Below are 23,791 nucleotides of genomic sequence, written 5' to 3'. Positions count from 1 at the left end.
GCCGTCAGGCCAGGGCGCTGCGGATGCCGCGGATCATCATCGCCGGGCGGTGGCGGACGTCGGCCGAGGTGAACCGCAGGATGCGGCGCACCTCCCGGCACGCCGCGAGGTCGTTGAACCGTATGACGTCCCGCTGGTGCTGCGCCCTGGTGCCGTGCCACGTGTACCCCTCGGTCTCCACGGCCAGGCCCTGCGGGCGGAAGAGGAAGTCGGGATAGACCCGGCGGCCGGTCGCAGGCACCACGAGCATGGCCTGGGTCTCGGGATGGAGCCCGGCGTCGTTCATCCGCAGCCGGGCGAGCGTCTCGGCGGGTGAGCCCGAGCGGGGGTCGGCCATGGCCAGCCACCAGGCGGCGGTCACGGCACCGCGCAGGGCCGGGGCGCGGGTCAGGGCGCGGCCGATGTCGTCGAGCGTGGTCAGCGGCCTTCCGCGCGAGCCCGGCGGCCCGGCCCCGCGTCCGTGCCGCCAGCCCAGGGCCGAGTCGACGGCCACCAGCGCCTCGTCCCGCGGGCCCGCCCGCAGCAGGTCGGCCATCGTCCGGGCCACGGTGGTCGTCCTCAGCCCGGCCACGACGGTCACATCGCCCGGCGCGAGCGGCAGTCGGTGCAGCGTCGCCCCTTTGACGGCCGCGGTGCCGGGGCAGATGAAGTCGGGACGCCCGCCCGGCGGGCCGGTCTCGACGCCGTGCAGCATCGCCGCCGACCAGTGACTCACCACCAGCTCGGGGCGCAGCAGCCGATGCGTCCACAGCAGCTCCGCCGGCCCCGCCTCCCGCCCCGGCGCCAGCAGCACGCCGCTGCGGATCCGCGTCCACCCGGCCGATGCCACCAGCCGGCCCAGCCTGCTCCGCGTCCACCCCGCGGCCAGCGCCTGGGCCGTGAGCACCACCCCGCCCTGGGCGTCCGCCAGGGCCTGCAATGAAGTCTCTTCCCCCGTCATGCTCCGAGCGTTCCGCACTCAGCGTGACATTACCACCCCTGTGGATAACTCTGAGTAGTCACGCGCGGTGCGGAAAAGGGCCGGGAGAACGATCCGTTCTCCCGGCCCTTCCTTCACAGCTCGTCCCGGCGCTCAGCGTTCCCGCTGGTCCCGCCTGGGCCGCCAGACGACCAGCGCACTGGCCTGCTGGACGTCCTGGTAGGGCACGAGGTCCCGGCGGTAGGAGGCGTGGACGGCGGCCTCGGCCTGCTGCATGGCCGTGGCGGCCCCCTCGACCGTCGCCTGGAGCTCGGCGACGCGCGCCTTGAGCGCGGCCACCTGGTTCTCCAACTCGATGATGCGCTTGATGCCGGCCAGGTTGATGCCCTCGTCCTGGCTCAGCTGCTGCACCTGGCGCAGCAGCTCGATGTCACGCGCGGAGTAGCGCCGGCCGCGCCCGGCCGTGCGGTCGGGAGAGACCAGGCCGAGGCGGTCGTACTGCCGCAGCGTCTGCGGGTGCAGACCCGAGAGCTGCGCGGCTACGGAGATGACGTAGACCGGCGACTCTTCGGTGAGTTCGTACGGATACGGATGACGTCGGCGGCCGGTCCCTTCCATGGGTCATGCTCCCTTCGCGGCCTGGAACAGCTCCGTTCGCGGATCCTCGTCGGCGGTGGCGTCGCGGTACGCCTCAAGCGCCTCGCGGGCCTTGTCGCCGAGGTTCGTGGGCACGGCGACCTCCACGGTGACCAGGAGGTCGCCGCGGGTGCCGTCCTTGCGGACCGCGCCCTTGCCCCGGGCGCGCATCGTACGGCCGTTGGGCGTACCCGCGGGCAGCTTCAGGGTGACCGGCGGGCCGCCGAGCGTGGGGACCTTCACCTCGCCGCCCAGCGCCGCCTCCGCGAAGGTGACGGGCACGGTGACGGTGAGGTTGTCGTCCTTGCGCCCGAACACCGGGTGGGAGCCGACGTGGACGACGACGTAGAGGTCGCCGTTGGGCCCACCGCGCTCGCCCGGGGCGCCCTTGCCGCGCAGCCGGATCCGCTGGCCGTCAAAGACGCCGGCGGGGATGCGGACCTGCATGGTGCGGGAGGACTTGGCGCGCCCGCTGCCGTGGCAGACGTCGCAGGGGTTCTCGGGGATGAGCCCGCGGCCCTTGCAGTCCGGGCAGGGGTCGGTCAGCGAGAAGCCGCCGCCCGTGCCGCGCGACACCTGGCCGGTGCCGACACAGGTCGGGCAGACCCTGGGCGTACCGTTTTTGTCACCCGTGCCGGAGCAGCTCTTGCACGCCGCCGAGGAGGACATCCGCAAGGGAACCGTGGCCCCCTCCACCGCCTCGGTGAAGTTGAGCGTCACCTCGGACTCGATGTCCTGGCCGCGGCGCGGCTGGGTGCGGGTGCCCGTACCCGTGCCGCCGCCGCGGTTGAAGAGGCCGCCAAAAACGTCGCCCAGGCCGCCGCCGAAGCCGCCGGCCCCGGCGCCGCCGCCCTGGGCGCCCCCGAAGAGGTCGCCCAGGTCGAAGTTGAACGAACCGCCGCCGCCCGGGCCGGGGCGGAAGCCGCCGTTCCCGAACAGGGCGCGCGCCTCGTCGTACTCCTTGCGGCGCTTGGCGTCGGCCAGGACGTCATTGGCCTCGGAGATCTCCTTGAAGCGCTCCTCGGCCGAGGCGTCGCCCTTGTTGGCGTCCGGGTGGTACTCGCGGGCGAGCTTCCGGTACGCCTTCTTGATCTCCGCCTCGGTGGCGTCCTTGGGGACGCCGAGGACCTTGTAGAGGTCCTTCTCCAACAAGTCCCTGCTCAGGCTCATCCCCGACGTCCCTCCTTCCGGTCACCCTTGAGGTCAGCCCTCGTCCGGGCCACCGCTCTCCTCGTCCGACGCCTCTTCGGCCTTCGGGCTCGCGCCCGGCTGCGGCTCGGCGACCGCGACCCGCGCGGGGCGGATCGTCCGCTCGCCGATGCGGTACCCGGGCTGCAGGATCTGCACGCAGGTGGTCTCGGTGACGTCAGGCGCGTAGCTGTGCATCAGCGCCTCGTGCACCAGCGGGTCGAAGGGCTCGCCCTCCTTGCCGAACTGCTGCAGGCCCATCTTGGACACGACCGTCTCCAGCGACTCGGCGACGGACTTGAAGCCGCCGACGAGCTCGCCGTGGTCACGGGCGCGACCGATGTCGTCGAGGGTGGGGAGGAGCTCGGACAGGAGGTTCGCGACAGCGATCTCCTTGACCGTGGCCCGGTCCCGCTCCACACGGCGACGGTAGTTCTGGTACTCCGCCTGGAGCCGCTGGAGGTCCCCGGTGCGCTCGGTGAGCGCGGCCTGGGCCTGGTCCAGCTGTGCCTGGAGACCTACCTCGACCAGTTCTTCACCGGACGCGGCCGGGCCGGCCGGGCCCGCCTTGTCGGCGGACCCGGCGGCCTTCGCCGCGTCGTCGGGGGTCGTGGCGTCGGAGGGGCCTTCAGGCTTCTCGTTCTCGTTGAAGCCCGGGGTCTCCTCCGTCACGCCGACGCACCGCCCTTCGGCTTCTCGTCGTCCACGATCTCGGCGTCGACGACGTCGTCGTCGGCCTTGGCCTGGCCCGCACCGGCGTCACCGGCGGCACCGGCAGCGCCCTGCGCGGCCTGGGCGTCGGCGTACATGGCCTGGCCGAGCTTCTGGCTGACCGCGGCGACCTTCTCGGTCGCGGTGCGGATCTCGGCCGTGTCCTCGCCCTTGAGCTTCTCCTTCAGCTCGGCCACAGCGGTCTCGACCTCGGTCTTGACCTCGGCCGGGACCTTGTCCTCGTTGTCCTTGAGGAACTTCTCGGTCTGGTAGACGAGCTGCTCGCCCTGGTTGCGGGTCTCGGCGGCCTCGCGGCGGCGGTGGTCCTCCTCCGCGTACTGCTCGGCCTCCTGACGCATGCGGTCGACCTCGTCCTTGGCGAGCGAAGAGCCGCCGGTGACGGTCATCTTCTGCTCCTTGCCCGTGCCCAGGTCCTTCGCGGTCACGTGCATGATGCCGTTGGCGTCGATGTCGAAGGAGACCTCGATCTGCGGGACGCCACGCGGGGCCGGCGGCAGGCCGGTCAGCTCGAACATGCCGAGCTTCTTGTTGTACGCCGCGATCTCGCGCTCGCCCTGGTAGACCTGGATCTGCACGGACGGCTGGTTGTCCTCGGCCGTCGTGAAGATCTCGGAGCGCTTGGTCGGGATCGTGGTGTTGCGCTCGATCAGCTTGGTCATGATGCCGCCCTTGGTCTCGATGCCGAGGGACAGCGGGGTGACGTCGAGGAGCAGGACGTCCTTGACCTCACCCTTGAGGACACCGGCCTGGAGCGAGGCGCCGATGGCGACGACCTCGTCCGGGTTCACACCCTTGTTGGCCTCCTTGCCGCCGGTCAGCTCCTTGACGAGCTCGGCGACGGCGGGCATACGGGTGGAGCCACCGACCAGGACCACGTGGTCGATCTCGGACAGGCTGATGCCCGCGTCCTTGATGACGTTGTGGAACGGGGTCTTGCAGCGCTCCAGCAGGTCCGCGGTCAGCTGCTGGAACTGGGCGCGGGTGAGCTTCTCGTCCAGGTGCAGCGGGCCCTCGGCGGACGCCGTGATGTAGGGCAGGTTGATCGAGGTCTCGGTGGACGAGGACAGCTCGATCTTCGCCTTCTCGGCGGCCTCGCGCAGACGCTGCAGCGCCATCTTGTCCTTGGACAGGTCGACGCCGTGACCGTTGGCGAACTGCTTGACCAGGTAGTCGACGACGCGCTGGTCCCAGTCGTCACCACCGAGGTGGTTGTCACCGTTGGTGGCCTTCACCTCGACGACGCCGTCGCCGATCTCCAGCAGCGAGACGTCGAAGGTGCCGCCACCGAGGTCGAAGACCAGGATGGTCTGGTCGTCCTTGTCGAGGCCGTAGGCCAGGGCGGCCGCGGTGGGCTCGTTGACGATGCGCAGGACGTTCAGGCCCGCGATCTCGCCGGCCTCCTTGGTGGCCTGGCGCTCGGAGTCGTTGAAGTACGCCGGGACGGTGATGACCGCGTCGACGACCTTCTCGCCCAGGTACGCCTCGGCATCCCGCTTGAGCTTCTGCAGGATGAAGGCGCTCATCTGCTGCGGGTTGAAGTCCTTGCCATCGATGTTGATCTTCCAGTCAGTGCCCATGTGGCGCTTGACCGAGCGGATCGTCCGATCGACGTTGGTGACGGCCTGGCGCTTGGCGACCTCGCCGACCAGCACCTCGCCGTTCTTCGCGAAGGCGACGACGGACGGCGTGGTCCTGGCGCCCTCGGCGTTGGTGATGACGGTGGGCTCACCGCCTTCGAGAACACTGACGACGGAGTTCGTCGTACCCAGGTCGATGCCGACCGCACGTGCCATGTCGATTCCTCCAGCTGACTTGAGTGGAACAGACTCAAGAGTGCAGCACGACGGCAAACCTGTCAACGGACCTGAGTCGAGCCCGCTCAACTTTTATGTCAGTCTTACAGTCAGTCGCAGACGCTCACGGAGGGGAAAGGGTTGCCTGCGCGACACAGATCACCGGCACGGCAGGTTCATGCGCCGCCGAATCCTGGGTAATCTCGGCTGGGACTGGATAAGTTACTGCTTAGTAATCCGCATAATCCGCTCTCCGCTAGCTCTCGAAGGTTCGAGGAGCCCCCGCAATGCAACTCGCCGCGATCATCGTGTCGCTGGTCCTCAGCGCGGTCGGTGTTGCGCTGCTAGGCCGCGCCGTCGCCCAGTTCGTCCGCTACTTCCGGCTGGGGGCGTCCATCCCGGCCGGCACCCGCACCGACGAGCCCGTCCAACGCACCGTGACGGTGGCCAAGGAGTTCCTCGGCCACACCCGCATGAACAAGTGGGGCGTCGTCGGCGTCGCCCACTGGTTCGTGGCCGTCGGCTTCTTCTCGCTGCTGCTGACCATCGTCAACGCCTTCGGCCAGCTGTTCCAGTCCGACTGGGTGATCCCGATCATCGGCGACTGGGCGCCGTGGGAGATGTTCGTCGAGTTCCTCGGCCTGATGACGACGCTCGGCATCCTGACGCTGATCGTCGTCCGGCAGCTGAGCAAGCCGGGCAGGGCGGGCCGCAAGTCCCGCTTCGCGGGCTCCAACACCGGCCAGGCGTACTTCGTCGAGGCCGTCATCCTCATCGTCGGCATCTGCATCATGACGCTGCACGCCCTGGAGGGCGTGCAGCACGGCGTCGAGGGCGTCGAGCCCGGGTTCTTCTTCTCGTACCCGCTGATCGCGGCCTTCAAGGGCCTGAGCGTCGGCACGATCCAGAACCTCGTCTACGTCTTCGCGATGATCAAGATCGCGACGTCCTTCATCTGGATGATCACGGTCTCGCTGAAGACCGACATGGGTGTCGCCTGGCACCGCTTCCTCGCCTTCCCGAACATCTGGTTCAAGCGCGAGTCCAGCGGCGACGTCGCCCTCGGCGCCCTGCTGCCGATGGTCAGCGACGGCAAGCCGATCGACTTCGAGGACCCGGGCGAGGACGACCAGTTCGGCGTCTCCCAGATCGAGCACTTCTCCTGGAAGGGCCTGCTCGACTTCTCCACCTGCACCGAGTGCGGCCGCTGCCAGTCGCAGTGCCCCGCCTGGAACACCGGCAAGCCGCTGTCGCCGAAGCTGCTCATCATGTCGCTGCGCGACCACGCGCACGCCAAGGCGCCGTACCTGCTCGCGGGCGGCGGCAAGGACGCGGAGGGCAACGAGAAGGCCACCGGGGAGCAGCTGAAGGACGTTCCGGCCACCGCCCTCGCCGAGGCCGAGCGCCCGCTGATCGGCACGCTGGAGGAGAACGGCGTCATCGACCCGGACGTGCTGTGGTCCTGCACCACGTGCGGTGCGTGCGTCGAGCAGTGCCCGGTCGACATCGAGCACGTCGACCACATCGTCGACATGCGCCGCTACCAGGTGATGATCGAGAGCTCCTTCCCGTCCGAGGCGGGCACGATGCTCAAGAACCTGGAGAAGAAGGGCAACCCCTGGGGCCTGGCGAAGAAGCAGCGCCTGGCGTGGACCAAGGAGGTCGACTTCGAGGTCCCGGTCGTCGGCAAGGACATCGAGGACCTCACCGAGGTCGAGTACCTCTACTGGGTCGGCTGCGCCGGCGCCCTGGAGGACCGCGCCAAGAAGACCACGAAGGCATTCGCCGAGCTGCTGCACATGGCGGGCGTGAAGTTCGCCATCATGGGCGGCGAGGAGAACTGCACCGGTGACTCCGCCCGCCGTCTGGGCAACGAGTTCCTCTTCCAGCAGCTCGGCCAGCAGAACGTCGAGATGCTGAACATGGCCTTCGGCGAGGATGCGGACGAGGGCGTCAAGGTCGAGAAGGCGAAGAAGAAGATCGTCGCGACCTGCCCGCACTGCTTCAACACCATCGCCAACGAGTACCCGCAGCTGGGCGGCGAGTACGAGGTCATCCACCACACGCAGCTGCTGCAGCACCTCATCGACGAGGGCAAGCTCGTCCCCGTCACCCCGGTCGAGGGTCTGATCACCTATCACGACCCGTGCTACCTGGGCCGCCACAACAAGGTCTACACGCCGCCGCGCGAGATCATCGCCAAGGTGCCGGGCCTGCGGAACGAGGAGATGCACCGCCACAAGGAGCGCGGCTTCTGCTGTGGCGCGGGTGGTGCGCGCATGTGGATGGAGGAGCGCATCGGCAAGCGCATCAACAACGAGCGTGTGGACGAGGCCCTGTCCCTCAACCCGGACATCGTCTCCACGGCCTGCCCGTTCTGCCTCGTCATGCTGACCGACTCGGTCAACGGCAAGAAGAACGACGGCAAGGCCAAGGAGTCCATCCAGGTCGTCGACGTCGCCCAGCTGCTGCTGGAGTCGGTGAAGACCCCGGCCGCCCCGGAGGGCGACGGCGAGCCGGCGGACGCACCGGAGCCGGAGCCTGCGAAGTAGGCACGCGCAGTACGAGCACCCGGCCGGGCCCCGCGACCTCTCGCGGGGCCCGGCCGTTGTCGTAGGTGCGTGGGACGATGAAGTCGTACGCGGTAGCAGCTCGCTCACAGCAGGAGCCAGGTCATGGATTACGCCCGGATGCGCGCCATCGCCGATGAGCTGATGAAGCACGCTCCCGAGACGATCAAGAGCTTCGAGATCAGTGGCGACGGGATCTTCATGATGATGTCGCCGTCGAGGTTCCACGACTTCAATGCCATGCGCCTCAACCGCCAACTGGACGGCCAGCTGGACGACGGTCTCGTCTCCTTCCCGGGCGGTGACATCGAGGACCTCTCGCTCGGCAGGCTCCGCCGTCCAGACCTGATCGTCGTGCCGGACGAAGTCTTCGGCGAGGAGAACGCACCGTTCGCCCCGCACGACCTGCTCCTGGTCGCCGAGATCGTCTCGCCGTCCAACCACAGCAACGACTACATGGACAAGATGGACGAGTATCCGGCCATGGGCATCCCGCTGTACCTGCTCGTCGACCCCCGCAAGGGCACCGGGTCGGTGATGTCCGATCCCGGCCCAGGTCCCGACAGGCGGCCCTGCTACCGCACCCGCCACGACTACGTCTTCGGCGACAAGGTGGCCGTCGGCCCCTGGACCGTCGACACCTCCGAGTTCCGGCGCTACCCGGCCCCGTGACCGCCAACACACTTGATCTCAACCATGCTTGAGGTCCTACCGTCGTTCCCATGACGACGACACAGACGACGCAGCTGGAAACCCCGAACCCCGACACCGCCAACCTCGCCGGCCAGCCCATCGGCTACTGGAGCTGGGCCGCCAACAAGTCCGTCATCCGGCACATCCGCTCGGCCATGGCCCGGGTCGACATCACGCAGCCCCAGTGGTGGGTCCTCAACCGGGTCGACGCCACCCCGGACGGCAAGACGCGCCAGGAGCTGCGGGACCTGCTCGCCGCCAGCCTCGGCGAGGGCGACGACGGGATCGACATCGCGCTGGACACCGCCGTCGCCCGCGGCTGGGTGAGGGGCACGGACGAGGGCCGCTTCCTGCTGACCGACGCCGGACGCGAGGCCAAGGAGCGCACCATGGAGGTCGTCGTGCGGGTGCGCGAGGAAATCCACGACGGCATCCCGGACGAGGAGTACGCCACTGTGGTCCGGGTGCTGCAGCGGATGGTGGAGAACACCGGAGGCGTCGAGGCCCTCTCCCGTTAGCGGCACCGCACCGTTCAAACGTCCGCCCGGCCCGCCGCGACCCTGGGCTTTCCCCTAAGGGATGTCACAGGTCGGCCGCAATGCCGGGCCCCTGCGCCCGCGCCCGGCACCGGGACCTCCGCGGAACGGGTACGTTCGAAGGCGTGGCTGGATTCAGGATGGGACGCGGGCAGGACCCGCACGGCGCCGACCGCGCGCGGCAAGGACAGCAGCAGGCCCCGTACGGAGGGCCGGGTGCCCCCGGGCACCCCGGCGCGCCCGGGGGCGGCTACGGCGGCGGGCAGCAGCAGTGGCAGCAGCCCGGTGGGTACGACGAGCCGGAGTACTTCGGCGGTGGCCAGCACCAGGGGCCCCCGCAGCCGCCCGGGCCCCAGCCGGGCTACGGGCAGCAGCAGTACGGCGGCGGGCAGCACCCCGGCGCCCACGACCCGTACTACGGACAGCCCGCCGGGGATCCCGGCCGGACGCAGCAGTTCAGCCTGGGCGAGGCCCCGGACGCGTACGGCCAGTACGACGACGGCGGCGGGTACCAGGGCGCGCCCGCGCCCGCCCCGCCGGCCGGGCCGCGGCTGCACTGGAAGGACCTGCTGACCGGCATCGTCCTGCGCCCCTCCGCCACGTTCTGGCAGATGCGCGACCACCAGGTGTGGGCGCCCGCGCTGATCGTCACGTTCGTCTACGGCCTGCTCGCCGTCTTCGGCTTCGACAAGGCCCGCACGGACGTCCTCAACGCCTCGCTCTCGCAGGTCCTGCCGGCCGTGCTGATCACCGGCGTGATCATGGTGATCGCGGGGCTGATCCTCGGTGCGGTCACCCACACCCTGGCCCGGCAGCTCGGCGGTGACGGCATATGGCAGCCGACGGTCGGCCTGTCGATGCTGATCATGTCGATCTCCGACGCGCCCCGGCTGCTGTTCGCGATGTTCCTGGGGGGCGACAGCACGCTCGTGCAGGTGCTGGGCTGGGCCACCTGGCTCGCGGGCGGCGCGCTGCTGACCTCGATGGTGGGCAAGTCGCACGACCTGCCGTGGCCGCGGGCGCTCGGGGCGTCGGCGATCCAGCTGATCGCGCTGCTCTCCCTGATCAAGCTGGGCACGCTGTAGCGGACGGCAGCCACGGGAAAGGGCCCGCTCGACCTCGGTGGAGGTCGGGCGGGCCCTTTCCCGTGTGTGTGCGCGCGCCTACGCGTCGAGGACCTGGCCCTCACGGCGCACGACCGGCGGCTCGACCGACCACGGGAAGTTGATCCACTCGTCCGTCTTCTTCCAGACGTACTCGCACTTCACGAGCGAGTGGCTCTTCTCGTAGATCACGGCGCTGCGCACCTCGGCGACGTGCTCCAGGCAGAAGTCGTGGACGAGCTTGAGCGTCTTGCCGGTGTCCGCGACGTCGTCGGCGATCAGGACCTTCTTGTTGGAGAAGTCGATCGCGTTCGGGACGGGGGAGAGCATGACCGGCATCTCCAGCGTGGTGCCGACGCCGGTGTAGAACTCCACGTTCACCAGGTGGATGTTCTTGCAGTCCAGCGCGTAGGCGAGGCCGCCCGCGACGAAGACGCCACCGCGCGCGATGGACAGGATGATGTCCGGCTCGTAGCCGTCGTCCGCGATGGTCTGTGCCAGCTCACGGATCGCCTGCCCGAAGATCGGGTAGGTCAGGTTCTCGCGGATCTCACTCACTGTTGCTCTTCGCCTTGTTCCCTGGTCGCTCAGACCTGCGTGCGGTGGAAATTCTGGAAGGACCGCGAGGGCGTCGGCCCGCGCTGGCCCTGGTAGCGGGAACCGTGCTTCGCGGACCCGTAAGGATGCTCGACGGGGGAGGTCAGCCGGAACATGCACAGCTGGCCGATCTTCATCCCCGGCCACAGCTTGATCGGCAGCGTGGCCATGTTCGACAGCTCCAGCGTCACGTGCCCGGAGAAGCCCGGGTCGATGAAGCCGGCGGTGGAGTGCGTCAGCAGGCCGAGGCGGCCGAGGCTGGACTTGCCCTCCAGACGTGAGGCGACGTCGTCGGGGAGCGTGATCACTTCGTACGTGGAGGCCAGCACGAACTCGCCCGGGTGCAGGATGAACGCCTCGTCGCCCTCCGGTACCACCTCGCGCGTGAGGTCCGCCTGCTCGACCGCGGGGTCGATGTGCGGGTACCGGTGGTTCTCGAACACCCGGAAGTAGCGGTCGAGCCGCACATCGATGCTCGACGGCTGCACCATCGATTCGTCGAACGGGTCGATCCGCACACGGCCGGCATCGATCTCGGCCCGGATGTCCTTGTCTGAGAGAAGCACGAGTCGAGGATACGCAAAGAAGCCGGACAACCTGACAACGCGGGCCCGGGCCCGAGATCGTCTCCGGCCCGGGCCCGCGCCCGACTCACTGCTTCTCGACGCCCACCGGTACGGAATGCCTCAGCCGGGCGCAGCGCGGGCAGCGCAGGAGCCGCCCGGGGCCGATCCGGCCGGGTCCGAGATTCTGCATCGGGAACGAAGCGGTGCTGAACACGTGCCCTTCGGCACAACGGACGACGGTGCGCTCCATCGAGCTCCCTTTCCCCATGGCGGTACTGAACGCGTGCCTCCGGCACAAGCGGCAATAAAAGCCACATTAGGGGATCATTCAGGCCGAGCTTAACGCGGCACCCCGATGCCCCCCGGCGATTGCCGCGTCCCCACGGTACGCCCCAACTCCCGCTCCCCACGCGCGCGTCCCCACCCCCGCCACACCCCCCTCACACGACAAGAAGGCCCCCGGGGCAAGTGCACCGGGGGCCTTCGATGGGGTAGAGTGTGCGACGATGCGACGCCCTGTAGGGCGCCTCGCGCGGGCGTAGTTTAATGGTAGAACATGAGCTTCCCAAGCTCAGAGCGCGAGTTCGATTCTCGTCGCCCGCTCCACTTCATCACCCCCAGGCCGACGGCCTGGGGGTGCTCTGTTTTCCCGCCCCTGCTTCTTCTTCCCGCTACCGCTCCTCGCCGTCCTCGTCCGGGGCCTCGTCCTCGTACGGCGCCTCTTCGAGCAGCCGCTCGCCGATGTCGTCGGCCCACTCCTGCGCCCAGCGGCGCAGGTCGGCGCTCGCCCCGGCGTCGAGGCCGCAGGCGGCGAACTCGCGGTCGTCGATCCAGTCGGCCCCTTCGAGCCGGGCCCGCAGGTCGGCGAGGTCGAAGTCGTCCCGTGCGTGGCGGCGGCCGAACTCCTCCAGGTCGGTGCGCGACCAGCGGCCGGCTGCGGCGTGCACGTCGACGAGGTCGCGGGCCAGGCCGCGGTCGGCGAGGGCCCGCGTCTTGGTGCCCGCGACGTCCTCGGCGGCCAGGGCGGGCCCGTACGGGGTGGGGGCGGGCGGGCGCCACATCGTCTCCTTGAGGACGTGCACCTCGCAGTCCTCGCCGGTCACCGGCTCGGTGACCACCAGGCGGGCGGAGAGCGGTTCGGCGTCCGCCTCGCGCACCTGCAGGCCGCGTGCCTGCAGCCCGGTGCGGAGGGCGGCTGCGATGTCCGCCATCGGCACCGGGCTGTCGGTGGCCAGGGCCAGGTCGGTGACGGGCCGGATCAGCAGGCCGTGCGCCTGGACGGCGACGCCTCCGGTCAGCACGAGCGGGTAGGGCTCGCCGAGCTCCACCAGGTCGGCGAGCAGCCGCTGCTGGAGCCCGGTGAGCCTCATGCCGCGGTCCGCTTCCATGGCCGTGATTATGGCGCGGCCGTCACCGCCCGCCGGTCAGTACGCGCCTCAGCGGGCCGGCCAGCCGTCCAGCTGGCGGTGGACCCGGACGGCCGGGCGGGTGCCGGCGGTGGTGGTGGAGTCGGGCCTCGCGAGGAGGGCGGTGACCTCGGCGGCCAGGGCGTCGGCCTTCTTCTTCAGTTCGGCGGCGGGGAGCCGGGAGCCGCCGAGGGCGTCCAGGCGGCGGTGGACGTCGGCCAGCCGGCGCTGGGCCGCGGCGGTCAGCCGGGTGGCCTTGGGCGTGGAGACGACGAACTGGTAGGCGCCGGCCAGGGTTTGGCAGCCGGTGCAGTGGTCGTTGAGGGCGCGGCCCTTGTTGACGGTGTCGAGCCGGACGTTCTTGCCCGCAAGGGTGACGATCTGGAAGGACAGGGCCACCGAGCGGCAGGCGTCGTCGGCGGTGCAGCCGGAGGAGGAGGCGTTCGCCCGGTTGGTCAGGCGGGCCCCGGCGACCGTGCCGAGCTGGTGGACGCGGAAGCTGTCGCGGTACTCGGTGTGGTGGCGGTGGTTCGCGGTGGTGCGGACGCTGTCGAAGGTCACGGCGACACCCTCGGACGCCTGGGCCGGGCCGGCGGTGGCGGCCGTGGCGACGCCGGCGGCCAGCAGGCCGAGGCGCAGGAGGTGGCGGGAGAGGAACGGGTTCACGGTCTGCTCCTTGGGAGTTCTCACGGTGACGGTGTCGGGGAGGGTGCCGGGGCCGTCGGAGCCGGGGCGGAGGGCTCGGCGGGCGGCGGGGAGGTCGTGGGGGCCGGGGCCGGGGCGGTCGTCGCGGGCGCGGCCGTCGGGGCCGCGGTCGTGGCCGCCGGTGTGGGCACGGGCGCGGGGGCGGGCTTGGGCGGGGCGGAGGGCGGCAGGGCGGGCGGCAGGGCGGGCGGCAGGACCGGCGGCATCGTGGGCGGCAGGACCACCGGCGGCGGCGCGGCCGACGCCCCCGGGGCCGGTGCGCGGTCCCCGGCCGGGGCCGCCGCCGGCGGCTGCGTGAGCGCCGGGACGGGCGTGGGCAGACCGGGCCTGGCCGGCGGGGTGCGCCAGGGCAGCGGGGTGACCGCCGGGGCCTGGCCGTCCGGGCTCCAGATCCCCGGCATGCGGCCCTCGGCCGGGTCGTGGCCGGGCAGCGACGGGTGGCCCGGCTCCGGCGGCGCGGTCGGCACGTGCGGCTGCAGGATCGGGGCGATGGGCGGCGCGGGGGGCAGCGGCTTGGGCGTGACGCCGCTGGTCCACGCGTAGGCCAGGGTGGTCGCCACCGCCGCGCAGGCCAGGGCGAGCCCGATCCGCAGCCGCGGACGGCCCGCGGTGTAGCGCAGGGCGTTGCGGCCCAGCCGTCCGGAGAGCCGGATGGACAGGTACGTCATGCCGCCCAGCGGAACGATGAGCATGAGGCTGCCGAGCACGCCGGCCAGCCCGGCCGGGATCTCCCCGGCGACGAACGCCTCGTAGGTGCCGGTGAGTTGCTGGGTGAGCGAGCGCACGCCGGTGGCGACGAGACGCGGCAGGTTCCACAGGGCGTAGCAGAGCTCGCCGAGCAGCAGCGGGACCATGGTGAGCACCCAGGTGGTGACGATGATCCGCGTCTTGCGCTTGAGGTCGGCGACGGCCGGGTCGGGCTTGCGCCACGGCACCATGCTGAGCAGGATCGGTTTGATCTTGCCGTAGAGGTCGGGTACCCCGGCGAGGTCGCCGAGGATGAAGTAGCCGTCGAGCCGGACGGCCGGCATCAGTTGTTCGAGCACCTCGAAGTGGCCGAGGTAGACCGCGCAGAGCAGGAAGGGCTGCCCGGTGACGAAGTAGGCGCCGGTCAGCAGCAGCATGAAGACGACGTTGAAGTAGACGCCGCCGAGGTCGGTGCGGATCCGCCCGGCGCGCCCGAGGCGGTAGACGTCGGTGACGTCGGTGTACATGGACGGCCAGATCAGGAAGATCCCGCAGCCGATGCAGCCGGGTTGGGCGCCGTCGTATCTGCAGGCCGAGGCGTGGCCGAACTCGTGGAAGACGAGGGAGGCGACGGTCAGCCCGAAGACCGCGAGCAGCAGCAGCGGCTGGTCGAGGACGTTGAGCACGGGCGTCATGGCGCCGTGGAAGGCGAAGAGCCACACGTCCATGGCGGCGGCCAGCAGCAGGACGGCCACCACGACGAGCGGCCGGTGCAGCCAGGCCAGGGACCGGGCGATGGCGTTGACGCGCCGCTCGTCGAACACGACGCGGTGTCCCTTGAGGGCGAGCAGCAGGTCCGAGCGCGGGCCCTGGACCCGGTCGTCCTCCTGGCCGGGCGGCACGGTGATGCCGAGGGGTTCGAGCTTGTGCTCCACGAGGTAGGCGATGTTCTCGGCGCTGACCTCGCGCCCGAAGCCGGCGCTGACGTGGCGGGCGACGGCGTGCAGGTCGCGGTGGCCGTCGATGGCCGAGGCGACCAGGTGGAGCAGCCGGGAGAGCTGCACCACCTGGCCGTCGCCGCGGCGGGCGATGTACTTGGGCTCGTTGAAGCCCGAGCCCTGGTACTCGCCGTGCAGGCGCAGCCCTGCGCCGAGCCGTGGGACGACGGCTTCCGTTGCGGGCTGCGGCTGCGGTGCGGGCTGCCCCGGCACGGGCAGCTGCAGGGTCGCGGCGGCTTCCTCCCCTGTCCCGTACTCCTGCGCGACGGTGTACGGGAAGCCGCCGGGACCCGGCACCGGGGCTCCGGCGTCCCCTGTCCGGACGCCGGTCCCTCCGGTGTCCCGGTGAAGCGTTGCGGTCTCGCCGATGGTGCGATGGCGGCTGCGGCCGGCCTCGTGGTCTCCGACCACCGTCATCTGGTTCCTCCCCCTCGACGAAACCGCTGTTCCCCCCTCTGGCCGGCGGACCGCGCCTTCCCCTGGACGCGGTCCGCCGAGTGTGTGGGCCGGGCCTACTGCTTGATGGAGATGGACTGGCTCGCCTCGGACTGCGCGACCGCCCAGGGCGAGGCGTCGTTGACGGCCAGGGACTCGTTGTGCGCGTGGACGTTCGCCACGTGCTTGGTGACGTTCGTGGTGCGGGAGAAGCTGAACTTCAGCTTCCCGAGCGCCTCGCGGCCGGGCAGCAGCTCGGCGGACTCGGCGTCGAGCTCACGCGGGTTCATGCTCATGGCTTGGCCTTTCTGATCTGACGACGTGCTGATCGGCGTGCGGACGGCGTGCGGTGCGGACCGCCGCCGGCTACTGCTGGATGGCGATCGTCTGTCCGGCCGCGGACTGGGCGACGGCGTCCGGCGAGCAGACGTTGAGCGCCGACGAGGTGTTGTGCGCCGAGACGTTGGCGACGTGCTTGGTGACGTTGGTCGTCCGGCTGAAGCTGAACTTCAGCTTCCCGAGCGCCTCGCGGCCGGGCAGCAGCTCAGCGGACTCGGCGTCGAGCTCATGCACATCGAGCATGGTCGTCCCCCTCCGGGATGGTTCTCCGCGGCTTTCGCGGAGAACGCGAAAACGGCTGTCGGGCACGGGCAGGACCCCCCAGCCCGCGTCCGATGCGGTCGGACGTGCTGTCCAACGAGATTGGACACTAGCGGCGGCCGTCGACGCCGCGCAAGCGGTTCCGGTGGACACCGCCCGTAGAATCGGTTCACCCGAGCGGACCCGAGCCAGCCGAGAGCAGGAAGCGACCGTCAGTGGCCAACGCACTGCAGCAGATGATGAGACAGCGCCTGGACCGTCAGGGCTGGTCCTACGGGGACGTCGCTCGCAGGGGCGGCATCCCGCGCTCGACGGTGCACCACCTGGCCACCACGGACCGCCTGGTGCGCATGCCGCAGCCCGCCACGCTCGAAGGGCTCTCCCGCGGCCTCGACCTGCCGTTGGACACCGTGCGCCGCGCCGCCGCCGAAGCCTGCGGCATCCACCTCTACCCGACGGCCGAGGACGCCCCGGAGTCCCGGCCGGACCCGGAGGTGGACCTGCTGATCGCGAGCGTCCAGCGGCTGTCGTCCGACGACCGCCGGCATGTGGCGGCCCTCGTCGAATCACTGCTCGAACGCGCGCCCAAGGATCACCCGAACGAGGGCTGAACCGGCGTTTGGCGCCCGGCTGTTGAGTAACAGACGCCGCGTCGCACGCGCCCGGTTCCCTGGAACGGTTGAATCCCGCGAATATTCCCGTCCGGCCGAGGAGCACGCCCCTTCCCGGCTATCGTCTCGGTCTGCCCGAGGCCAGGGGGAATGTGTGCTCGTTGTCAGTGGTGGCTCGACGTCCAACGCCGTCGTCAGGGGACGCACCGGGGAATCGGTGGTCCTGCTCTCCGGCGACCTGCCCGAAGTGCTCACCGACCGGAGCGTCGACGAACTGCTCGATCTGGCGGCCGCCGTGCTGACCGATGAGGAGATGGGCATGTTCCGCACGTGCCTGGGAGCACTGCGCCGCGGCGAACGGCTGGGCCGGCGACGGGTGGACGTGGGCGGCGCCGTGCTCACCGTCTACTACGAGGGCTGACCGCGCCGCCGCGGTGTCCGGAACGTCACGCGCCGGCGGCCCGTGACGCGGAGAGCCGCCCCCCGGGATCGCCGGGGGGCGGCTCTCGTGTGCGGGGCGCGCCCCGGTCAGTGGCGGCGGTGCTTGCCGTGCCCGCCGAGCCCGCCGAACAGCCCGCCCTCGTTGCCGGAACCGTTGCCGGACAGGATCGGGATGTCGTCCAGGATGTGCGACAGCGGGTCGTCGCCGTCGTTGATCACGGAGTTCTCGGTGCACTGCTGCTGCTGCGAGGACAGGATCGGCACGTCCTGGAGCCCGATGGGCGCTGCCCCGAGGAGCCCCTGGAGGCCCACCTTGCCGATGGCGATGCACGGCTTGTTGAACGAACCGTTGATCAGGCCCATTTGGGGGCTCATATAGCCGCTCGTGTAGGTGTTGCCGTACATCTGGGCAGCGCCGTTGGCGTTGAAGACGTCCCTGCTGTCACCACCGCCGGCCGGGGCCGCCGGGGCCGCCATGGCCGGTGCCGCGGCGCCGCCGATCGCGGAGAACGCCAGCACAGCCGAGGCCACTACCTTTTTGATCACGATTGTTTCCTCGCTCCGGGTCGACGAATTGCAGGAACACCAGGTCTAACCCGCCACCGACGGGTGAGGTTGTGCTACTTCATTCCTTCGGCCCAAAGGGAAATCCCCCCGCAGCGGGTCCCGCACACCCGCCGCGAAGGGATTTCCCGAAAGGCGCTCCGGTCAGTGGCCGTGCTCGCCGAACAGCCCGCCTTCGTTGCCCGAGCCGTTGCCCGAGATGATCGGGATCTCGTCCAGGATGTGCGACAGCGGGTCGTCGCCGTCGTTGATCGTGGAGTTGTCGGTGCACTGCTGCTGCTGCTGCGAGGACAGGATCGGGATGTCCTGGAGGTTGATGGGCACCGCGCCGAGGAGACCCTGGGCGTTGATCTTCCCGATGCCGAGGCACGGCTTGTTGAGCGTGCCCTGGATGAGGCTCATCTGCGGGCTTTCCTTGCCGCCGGTGTGCGTGTTGCCGTAGCCGGTCTTGGCGCCGTTGGCGTTCCAGACATCGCTGTCGTTACCGATGGCCATCGCGGGGGAGGCGATGGCGCCGACCGCGGAAGCCGACATGGCGGCCGTGGCGAGAACCTTCTTGAGCACGTCTATGCCTTTCGATCGAGTAGCGCCCCCACTGAGAAAGCGTTCTGAATAACTCCGGCCCATTCGGGAAGTTCCGGGCATTCGTCAGGCTTTCACTCATTCGATCCAGTGGGATGCACTACCGCGAAATAGGCATCAACGGGTCAGCCGTCGATAGGAAAAAATGCTGGTCAGGGTGACGTAGCGGTACTGCCCGCCGCGCTCGCTGCGCAATTCACCGCGTTCTATCAGATGGGCGACGGCCCACGGGGAGAGGCCGAGCAGCGAGGCCGCGGTGCGCACCGGGACGCTCAGCCCCTCGAAGACCTCGGGCAGGGGGTCCTCCACCGCGGCCGGCCGGCCCACCGTGCGCTCGTCCACCGCGTGGCCGCTCACCGCGCCGTAGTCGTGTGCGGCGTAGTAGTCGATCGCGGCAGCAACGTGTCGTGCCATGTCGACGCGCACCATCCCCTCGGTCCAGTCGCATTTCCGTACTTGCCGCCAGGCTAGTTACCTCGGTCGGAAGAGTATGCATGTACTTGCCGGGCGTCAAGTACGGTATTGCGCGCGCAGGACCCCGCCCCGGTCGGCGCCCGGGTGCCCGTCGGCGCCCCTAACGTGTGCGGGGAAAACGACGGGAAACTAACTTGCCGACCAGCTAGGTGCCGGGTCGGCGAGAGCGGAAGACGGAGAGCGGGAGAGAGACCATGGCCAGCAACCCCAGGGCCCGTAGGAGCAACACCCGCGAGCGGATTCAGAAGGCGGCCCTGGACCTCTTCGTCTCCCGCGGCTACGAGAAGACCTCGCTGCGGGAGATCGCCGAGGAGCTCGGCGTCACCAAGGCCGCGCTGTACTACCACTTCAAGACCAAGGAGGACATCCTCAGCGCCCTCTCCGACCAGCTCGGCGAGCCCGTCGACGAGCTCATCGCCTGGGGCCGGAGCCAGCCCCCGACGCTGGAGACCAAGCGGGAGCTGCTGCGCCGCTACAGCGCCGTGCTCAAGGACGCGGCCCCCCTCTACCGGATCCTGCAGGAAAATCAGGCCACGCTGCGCGAGCTGACCATCGGGGAACGGCTCAAGGAGCGGGTGGTCTCCGTCTCCCGGCTGATCCAGGCCGGCGACGCCCCCGTCGCGACCCAGGCCCGCTTCTCCAGCGCCATGCTGACCGTGCACTTCGGGGCGCTGGCCCTGGACACGCTGCAGGGCGACCCCGAGGAGAAGCGCACCGCGCTCCTGGAGATCGCCCTGGAGATCGTCGACTCCACCACGCAGGCCGGCTGAGCCCCGTCACCCTGCAGGTGACGCGAGGGTCACCCGGACGGGTGCTTCCCCGCCCCGGTGACGGTCTCGCACCCCGTTCACGGTCTGTTTTCTTCCGGGACACCAGTGACGGCGAGCGCCGCCTGAGAAGCCAGTGAGAGCCCCGGCCCCCGCGGAGCAGCGGCTGCACAGACCGTATGTGCGGTTTTTAATCGCCGCGGTGTGACCGCACCACGGCCATCAACCGGCGAAGAGCGCCGCGTTCTCGCGGGCCCACTGCTCGTACGTACGGGCCGGCCGTCCCAGCAGTCGCGCCGCCTCCGGCTCCACCCGGCTCGTGCCCCCCTGCACGCGGCGCTCGGCGCTCTCCTGCAGCGCCCGCGCCACCTCGGCCCCGTAGCGCACCTCGGCCGCCCGGCGCACCCGGTCCGCGTCGAGCTCCTCGAAGGCCAGCGGACGTCCCAGCACCCGCGCGAGCACCTCGGTCTGCTCGCGGGCGGTCACCGCCGCCGGACCCGTCAGCGCGTAGGCCCGTCCGGTGTGCCCGGGCTCGGTCAGGGCCCGGACCGCGACGCAGGCGATGTCGTAGGGGTCCACACACGCCGCCCGGGCATCGGCGGGCCAGGCCCGTACCGTGCCGGACGTCCTGATGCCCTCGGCCCACGCCAGGGTGTTGCTCATGAACGCCCGGGGCCGCAGCATCGTCCACGCGATGCCGCAGGCGCGGATGCGCTCCTCGGCCTCGCGCTGCCAGCGCGTGATGAAGTCCTGGGCCCCGGGTTCGGCGACGGCGAGCGCCGAGAGCTTGACCAGACGGCCGACGCCCGCCTCCTGCGCCGCGCGCACCACGTTGGCGTCGTGCCCGGGCAGCCGGGGGTCGGCGGTGACGACCAGGACCGCCTCGATCCCGCTCATCGCCGCGCGCAGTGCTGCCGGATCGGCGAAGTCGCCCGTGACGAGCTCGCCGTTCGGCCCCGGGTCCGGCAGCCGCGCGGCGTCGCGGCCCAGCAGCCGGACGGGATGGCCGCCGGCGGCGAGCAGCCGGGCCGTGGCCCCGCCGACGGTGCCGCTCGCGCCGGTGACCAGGATCCGGGCGCTCACCGCGCGGTGAAGCCGCCGTCCACCGGGACGGTGGCGCCGGTGACGAAGGAGGAGTGGTCGGCGCAGAGCCAGGCGGCGGCCTGGGCGATCTCCACCGGGTCGGCGACACGGGGGAGCATGGAATTGCCGGTCAGGAGGGCCTCGACGCCCGGGTTCTGGTCGAAGCCCTGCTGCATCAGCTCGGTACGGGTCACGCCGACGGCGAGGGTGTTGACGCGGATGCCCTGGGCGCCGTACTCGTCGGCGGCGGCCTTGGTCAGGCCGATCACCGCGTGCTTGGCGGCGATGTAGGGGGCGGAGGGCACGCCGGGGGCCACCAGGCCGGCGGTGCTGGAGGTGTTGACGATGGCGCCGCCGCCGCTCTCCAGCATCGCGGGTATCTGCCGGCGCATGCAGTTCCACACACCGCGGACGTTGACGTCCATGATGCGGTCGTAATCGGCGTCGTCCATCAGGTGCATGGGCTCCCGGGCGGTGCCCCACCCGGCGTTGTTGAAGGCGGCGTCGAGCCGGCCGTGCCGCTCCACGGCGACCTCCACGGCGCGGGCGGCGTCCGCCGCCACGGTCACGTCGCCGGTCACCGCGGTCGCCGTGCCGCCCGCGGCGTTGAGCTCGTCGGCCAGTCCCTGCAGCATCTTTGTCCTGCGGGCCATGAGAACCACCGCAGCACCCTGCGCGCTGAACAGACGGGCCGCGGCGGCCCCGATACCACTGGAGGCCCCGGTAATCATGACCGTCTTGCCTGCGAGCATTCCTTGCTGAGCATTCATGGCGCGATCATGGCCCAGGGCACAAAGCGGGAGCAAGGTGAAAGCCGACCGCCGCCGGTGATTCCCGTGCCTGAATCACGCGTTCCGCAAAGGGAATCGGGGCTATCCCGCCGCCACGGCCGTGGCCTCCGCCAGGCGGCGCCCCTCGGCGACGACCCGGGCCCCGCGGTCGGGAGAGGTGTCCAGCTGCACCAGGATCGCCGGCGTCGCCAGCGCCGGCAGGATGTGCCGGAAGAGCACGGAGATCTGCTCCTCCAGGTCCTCCAGGGCGGTGGTGACCTGCGAGACGAGCAGGACGCCCGTCCACGCGCTGATCACGAACCGCGCGGTGGCCGAAGGCTCCACGTGCGGCAGCACCTCGCCCCGCGCCTTGGCCTCGGACAGCAGGTCGGCGGACACCTCGCTCCAGGTGGCCCACGGTCCCGTGCTGACCAGCTTCTGCATGTGCGGGTCCGTGGCCAGCCGGGCGCCGGCCCGCAACAGCGGCTCCTGGGGCAGCCGGTGGGCCAGGGCCATGCCCACGTCCACCCACTCCTGCAGCTTCGACGCCTGCGGGGCCACGCCCTCCAGGGAGACCTGCTCCTCCAGCACGCCGCGCGCCAGGGACTCCTTGGAGTCGAAATGGAAGTAGAGCGCCCCCTTGGTCACCCCGGCCCGGGCGAGGATCTCCGAGATGGTGCACGCCTCGTAGCCGCGCTCGGCGAAGAGGGCGGCCGCCGCCTCCAGCGCTGCCCGGCGAGTTCTGATCCCACGCTCCTGCTGCGCCATCCTGCGACCTCCAGCCGTGTCATCCCGCTCAGCCTTCCGGCAGCGGTGACGCCACGCCGGGTCAGGAGACGAGACCCCTTGGGGGAAACCAAACCGAACGCGACGCATTTTACCCGGCAGCGCATTCTCGAACTCACCACGGAGCAAAGGCGAGAGGCGTTATTCGGTCAATTAATCGGGGCTGGTTCCAGCAACACCGGCAGGCTCCGGTGGCCGTGCGAAATGAACGACTCCAGGGGTTCCAGCGCCTCGGCCGGAACGGCGAGCGAGAGTTCCGGAAAGCGGTCGAAAAGGGCAGGCAGGGCGAGGGTCGCCTCCAGCCGTGCGAGGGGTGCGCCGATGCAGTGGTGGACGCCGTGGCCGAAGGCGAGGTGGTCGCGCCGGGTGGGGCGGGTGAGGTCGAAACGGTGGGCGTCCTCGCCGTGTTGCGCCGGATCGAGGCCCGCGGCGCTCACCGAGATGACGATGGCGTCGCCCGCGGCGATGACCTCGCCGCCCGCCTCGATGTCCTCGACCGCGAAGCGCAGCGGAATGTTCGCCACCGGCCCGCGCGCCCGCAGCGTCTCCTCGATGACGTCGTCCCACGAGGCGCGGCCGGAACGCACCAGCTCCAGCTGATCCGGATGGGTGAGCAACGCGAAAACGGCTTGTTCGAGGAGGTTGGCCGTGGTCTCGTGCCCTGCCCCGATGATCAGCAGCAGCGTGTCGAGGAGCTCCTTCTCCGACAGTCGCTCCTGCGCGCCGTCCGCGGCCCCGTCCCCCGCGTCGTCGCGGGCGGCGATGAGGTCGCTCGTCATGTCGGCGGCCGGCGCGGCCCGTTTGGCCGCGATGAGCCCGGACAGCAGGGTGTAGAGCTCGTACTGGTTGGCCTGCGCCTCCTCGGGCGTGGCCGAGGTGCGGAAGGTGGTGTCGACGACCCGGCGCAGGTCGGCCCGCACCTCCTCGGGTATGCCGAGCATCTCGCAGATGACCTGGATGGGCAGCGGGTGGGCGAACCGCTCGCGCAGGTCGACGACCTGACCGGGCGGCACGGCGGCGAGGTCGTCGATCAGCCGGGCGACGTGCCGCTCGACGCGCGGCCGCAGCGCGGCGGTGCGACGGGCGGTGAACGCCTTGGCCACGAGCTTGCGCAGCCGCCGGTGCTCGTCGCCGTAGGCCGTGAGCATGTTCCTGACGGACACCCACATCGCCATCGGCCAGCTGTCGTCGAGCTCGCCGTCGCGCCAGGCCGGCCAGTGCCGGTAGGCGTCCTTGGAGACCCTCGGGTCCAGCATCAGCCGGGCGGCCAGCTCGTGACCGGTGACCGCCCACGCCGCCACCCCGCCCGGCAGCTCCACCCGGACCACCGGCCCGATGCCGGCCAGCCGGGCCGCCTCCCCGTGCACATCGCGTCCGGTGGGGTCGAGAACTACGGGGCAGATCTGCTGCTGCATCAGCTGTCTCCATCAGTGGTACGCCGCGCGGGACCGTCGCGCGCCGCCGGGGATCCCGGCCTGGGCCTTGAAGAAAACCGGCCAACCGTTATCTTAGAACAGGACAAGATTTTCGGGTTTCTTGACTCGTGGTC

At 70.5% G+C, this 23,791-nt stretch carries 27 protein-coding genes and 1 tRNA gene; 8 read left to right on the top strand and 20 right to left on the bottom strand.

Annotated elements, in window-relative coordinates; translation table 11 throughout:
* Positions 1–4: 4 nt before the first annotated feature.
* The 5 genes from IE182_RS04370 to dnaK all read right to left on the bottom strand — a co-directional run bounded on the left by IE182_RS04370 (position 5) and on the right by dnaK (position 5,268).
* Positions 5–940, bottom strand: coding sequence for a type IV toxin-antitoxin system AbiEi family antitoxin domain-containing protein (locus IE182_RS04370; RefSeq protein ID WP_190108272.1), 936 nt, complete (start codon positions 938–940; stop codon positions 5–7).
* 132 nt (positions 941–1,072) lie between these two features.
* Positions 1,073–1,537, bottom strand: coding sequence for a heat shock protein transcriptional repressor HspR (locus IE182_RS04365; RefSeq protein WP_190108271.1), 465 nt, complete (start codon positions 1,535–1,537; stop codon positions 1,073–1,075).
* Between the two features lie 3 nt (positions 1,538–1,540).
* Positions 1,541–2,725, bottom strand: coding sequence for a molecular chaperone DnaJ (dnaJ, locus tag IE182_RS04360; protein WP_190108270.1), 1,185 nt, complete (start codon positions 2,723–2,725; stop codon positions 1,541–1,543).
* A 33-nt stretch (positions 2,726–2,758) separates the two neighbouring features.
* Positions 2,759–3,415, bottom strand: coding sequence for a nucleotide exchange factor GrpE (grpE, locus tag IE182_RS04355; protein ID WP_190108269.1), 657 nt, complete (start codon positions 3,413–3,415; stop codon positions 2,759–2,761).
* On the bottom strand, positions 3,412–5,268 hold the full coding sequence (gene dnaK, locus IE182_RS04350; RefSeq protein ID WP_190108268.1) for a molecular chaperone DnaK: 1,857 nt from the start codon (positions 5,266–5,268) through the stop codon (positions 3,412–3,414). Before dnaK ends, grpE begins: the two co-directional genes overlap by 4 nt.
* 287 nt (positions 5,269–5,555) lie before the next feature.
* Here dnaK and IE182_RS04345 point away from each other — a divergent pair, with 287 nt between their 5' ends.
* The 4 genes from IE182_RS04345 (at position 5,556) to IE182_RS04330 (ending at position 10,152) form a co-directional block, all read left to right on the top strand.
* Complete coding sequence (locus tag IE182_RS04345) at positions 5,556–7,820, top strand: (Fe-S)-binding protein (protein WP_190108267.1); 2,265 nt, start codon at positions 5,556–5,558, stop codon at positions 7,818–7,820.
* A gap of 123 nt (positions 7,821–7,943) precedes the next feature.
* On the top strand, positions 7,944–8,510 hold the full coding sequence (locus IE182_RS04340) for a Uma2 family endonuclease (RefSeq protein ID WP_190108266.1): 567 nt from the start codon (positions 7,944–7,946) through the stop codon (positions 8,508–8,510).
* A gap of 50 nt (positions 8,511–8,560) precedes the next feature.
* The gene (locus IE182_RS04335; protein WP_190108265.1) at positions 8,561–9,049 is read left to right on the top strand and encodes a MarR family winged helix-turn-helix transcriptional regulator; all 489 of its coding nucleotides are present in this window, start codon (positions 8,561–8,563) and stop codon (positions 9,047–9,049) included.
* A 158-nt stretch (positions 9,050–9,207) separates the two neighbouring features.
* Positions 9,208–10,152, top strand: a complete 945-nt coding sequence (locus tag IE182_RS04330; protein ID WP_190108384.1) for a Yip1 family protein — start codon at positions 9,208–9,210, stop codon at positions 10,150–10,152.
* Between the two features lie 78 nt (positions 10,153–10,230).
* Here the strand turns inward: IE182_RS04330 and IE182_RS04325 are convergent, their stop codons facing one another.
* The 3 genes from IE182_RS04325 to IE182_RS04315 form a co-directional block, all read right to left on the bottom strand.
* Entirely contained in the window at positions 10,231–10,728 is a 498-nt protein-coding gene (locus IE182_RS04325) for a phosphoribosyltransferase (protein ID WP_087927366.1), read from the bottom strand.
* 29 nt (positions 10,729–10,757) lie between these two features.
* Positions 10,758–11,333 carry a dCTP deaminase gene (gene dcd / locus IE182_RS04320; protein ID WP_071962992.1) on the bottom strand — a complete coding sequence of 192 codons (576 nt, stop codon included), beginning with the start codon at positions 11,331–11,333 and terminating at the stop codon, positions 10,758–10,760.
* An 85-nt stretch (positions 11,334–11,418) separates the two neighbouring features.
* Positions 11,419–11,601 (bottom strand): hypothetical protein, encoded by a 183-nt coding sequence (locus tag IE182_RS04315; protein ID WP_190108264.1) that lies wholly within the window; start codon positions 11,599–11,601, stop codon positions 11,419–11,421.
* Between the two features lie 264 nt (positions 11,602–11,865).
* On the opposite strand from IE182_RS04315, the gene IE182_RS04310 reads away from it, so the two are divergent.
* Positions 11,866–11,939: transfer RNA gene (locus tag IE182_RS04310), tRNA-Gly, on the top strand.
* Between the two features lie 65 nt (positions 11,940–12,004).
* Here IE182_RS04310 and IE182_RS04305 read toward each other — a convergent pair.
* From IE182_RS04305 to IE182_RS04285, 5 genes are all read right to left on the bottom strand, one after another.
* Complete coding sequence (locus IE182_RS04305; protein WP_190108383.1) at positions 12,005–12,703, bottom strand: nucleotidyl transferase AbiEii/AbiGii toxin family protein; 699 nt, start codon at positions 12,701–12,703, stop codon at positions 12,005–12,007.
* Between the two features lie 66 nt (positions 12,704–12,769).
* Entirely contained in the window at positions 12,770–13,405 is a 636-nt protein-coding gene (locus IE182_RS04300; protein WP_229844555.1) for a hypothetical protein, read from the bottom strand.
* A 20-nt stretch (positions 13,406–13,425) separates the two neighbouring features.
* Complete coding sequence (locus IE182_RS04295; protein ID WP_190108262.1) at positions 13,426–15,546, bottom strand: hypothetical protein; 2,121 nt, start codon at positions 15,544–15,546, stop codon at positions 13,426–13,428.
* A gap of 95 nt (positions 15,547–15,641) precedes the next feature.
* On the bottom strand, positions 15,642–15,860 hold the full coding sequence (locus IE182_RS04290) for a hypothetical protein (protein ID WP_190108261.1): 219 nt from the start codon (positions 15,858–15,860) through the stop codon (positions 15,642–15,644).
* A gap of 70 nt (positions 15,861–15,930) precedes the next feature.
* Complete coding sequence (locus tag IE182_RS04285; RefSeq protein WP_190108260.1) at positions 15,931–16,146, bottom strand: hypothetical protein; 216 nt, start codon at positions 16,144–16,146, stop codon at positions 15,931–15,933.
* 233 nt (positions 16,147–16,379) lie between these two features.
* Between IE182_RS04285 and IE182_RS04280 the strand changes: the two genes are divergently transcribed.
* Both IE182_RS04280 and IE182_RS04275 read left to right on the top strand, forming a co-directional pair.
* Complete coding sequence (locus IE182_RS04280; RefSeq protein WP_190108259.1) at positions 16,380–16,775, top strand: helix-turn-helix domain-containing protein; 396 nt, start codon at positions 16,380–16,382, stop codon at positions 16,773–16,775.
* A 154-nt stretch (positions 16,776–16,929) separates the two neighbouring features.
* On the top strand, positions 16,930–17,196 hold the full coding sequence (locus IE182_RS04275; protein WP_086573506.1) for a hypothetical protein: 267 nt from the start codon (positions 16,930–16,932) through the stop codon (positions 17,194–17,196).
* A gap of 107 nt (positions 17,197–17,303) precedes the next feature.
* On the opposite strand, the gene IE182_RS04270 is transcribed toward IE182_RS04275, so the two are convergent.
* The 3 genes from IE182_RS04270 to IE182_RS04260 all read right to left on the bottom strand — a co-directional run bounded on the left by IE182_RS04270 (position 17,304) and on the right by IE182_RS04260 (position 18,776).
* Positions 17,304–17,762, bottom strand: coding sequence for a rodlin (locus IE182_RS04270; RefSeq protein ID WP_190108258.1), 459 nt, complete (start codon positions 17,760–17,762; stop codon positions 17,304–17,306).
* 162 nt (positions 17,763–17,924) lie between these two features.
* On the bottom strand, positions 17,925–18,344 hold the full coding sequence (locus IE182_RS04265; RefSeq protein WP_190108257.1) for a rodlin: 420 nt from the start codon (positions 18,342–18,344) through the stop codon (positions 17,925–17,927).
* A 135-nt stretch (positions 18,345–18,479) separates the two neighbouring features.
* Positions 18,480–18,776 (bottom strand): hypothetical protein, encoded by a 297-nt coding sequence (locus IE182_RS04260; protein WP_190108256.1) that lies wholly within the window; start codon positions 18,774–18,776, stop codon positions 18,480–18,482.
* Positions 18,777–19,030: 254 nt separating this feature from the next.
* On the opposite strand from IE182_RS04260, the gene IE182_RS04255 reads away from it, so the two are divergent.
* Positions 19,031–19,606 carry a TetR/AcrR family transcriptional regulator gene (locus tag IE182_RS04255; RefSeq protein WP_190108255.1) on the top strand — a complete coding sequence of 192 codons (576 nt, stop codon included), beginning with the start codon at positions 19,031–19,033 and terminating at the stop codon, positions 19,604–19,606.
* Positions 19,607–19,825: 219 nt separating this feature from the next.
* Here IE182_RS04255 and IE182_RS04250 read toward each other — a convergent pair whose 3' ends face one another.
* The 4 genes from IE182_RS04250 to IE182_RS04235 all read right to left on the bottom strand — a co-directional run bounded on the left by IE182_RS04250 (position 19,826) and on the right by IE182_RS04235 (position 23,657).
* Positions 19,826–20,686, bottom strand: coding sequence for an NAD(P)H-binding protein (locus IE182_RS04250; RefSeq protein ID WP_229844554.1), 861 nt, complete (start codon positions 20,684–20,686; stop codon positions 19,826–19,828).
* Positions 20,683–21,438 carry an SDR family NAD(P)-dependent oxidoreductase gene (locus tag IE182_RS04245; RefSeq protein ID WP_229844573.1) on the bottom strand — a complete coding sequence of 252 codons (756 nt, stop codon included), beginning with the start codon at positions 21,436–21,438 and terminating at the stop codon, positions 20,683–20,685. Before IE182_RS04245 ends, IE182_RS04250 begins: the two co-directional genes overlap by 4 nt.
* A 120-nt stretch (positions 21,439–21,558) precedes the next feature.
* Complete coding sequence (locus IE182_RS04240; protein ID WP_190108253.1) at positions 21,559–22,224, bottom strand: ScbR family autoregulator-binding transcription factor; 666 nt, start codon at positions 22,222–22,224, stop codon at positions 21,559–21,561.
* 167 nt (positions 22,225–22,391) lie between these two features.
* Complete coding sequence (locus IE182_RS04235) at positions 22,392–23,657, bottom strand: cytochrome P450 family protein (protein WP_190108252.1); 1,266 nt, start codon at positions 23,655–23,657, stop codon at positions 22,392–22,394.
* Positions 23,658–23,791: the final 134 nt, after the last annotated feature.

The sequence above is a fragment of the Streptomyces cinnamoneus genome (assembly GCF_014650495.1).
GTDB classification, from domain to species: domain Bacteria; phylum Actinomycetota; class Actinomycetes; order Streptomycetales; family Streptomycetaceae; genus Streptomyces; species Streptomyces cinnamoneus.
The sequence above is the reverse complement of the archived record's forward strand: the minus strand, read 5'-3'. Positions and strand labels throughout refer to the sequence as shown.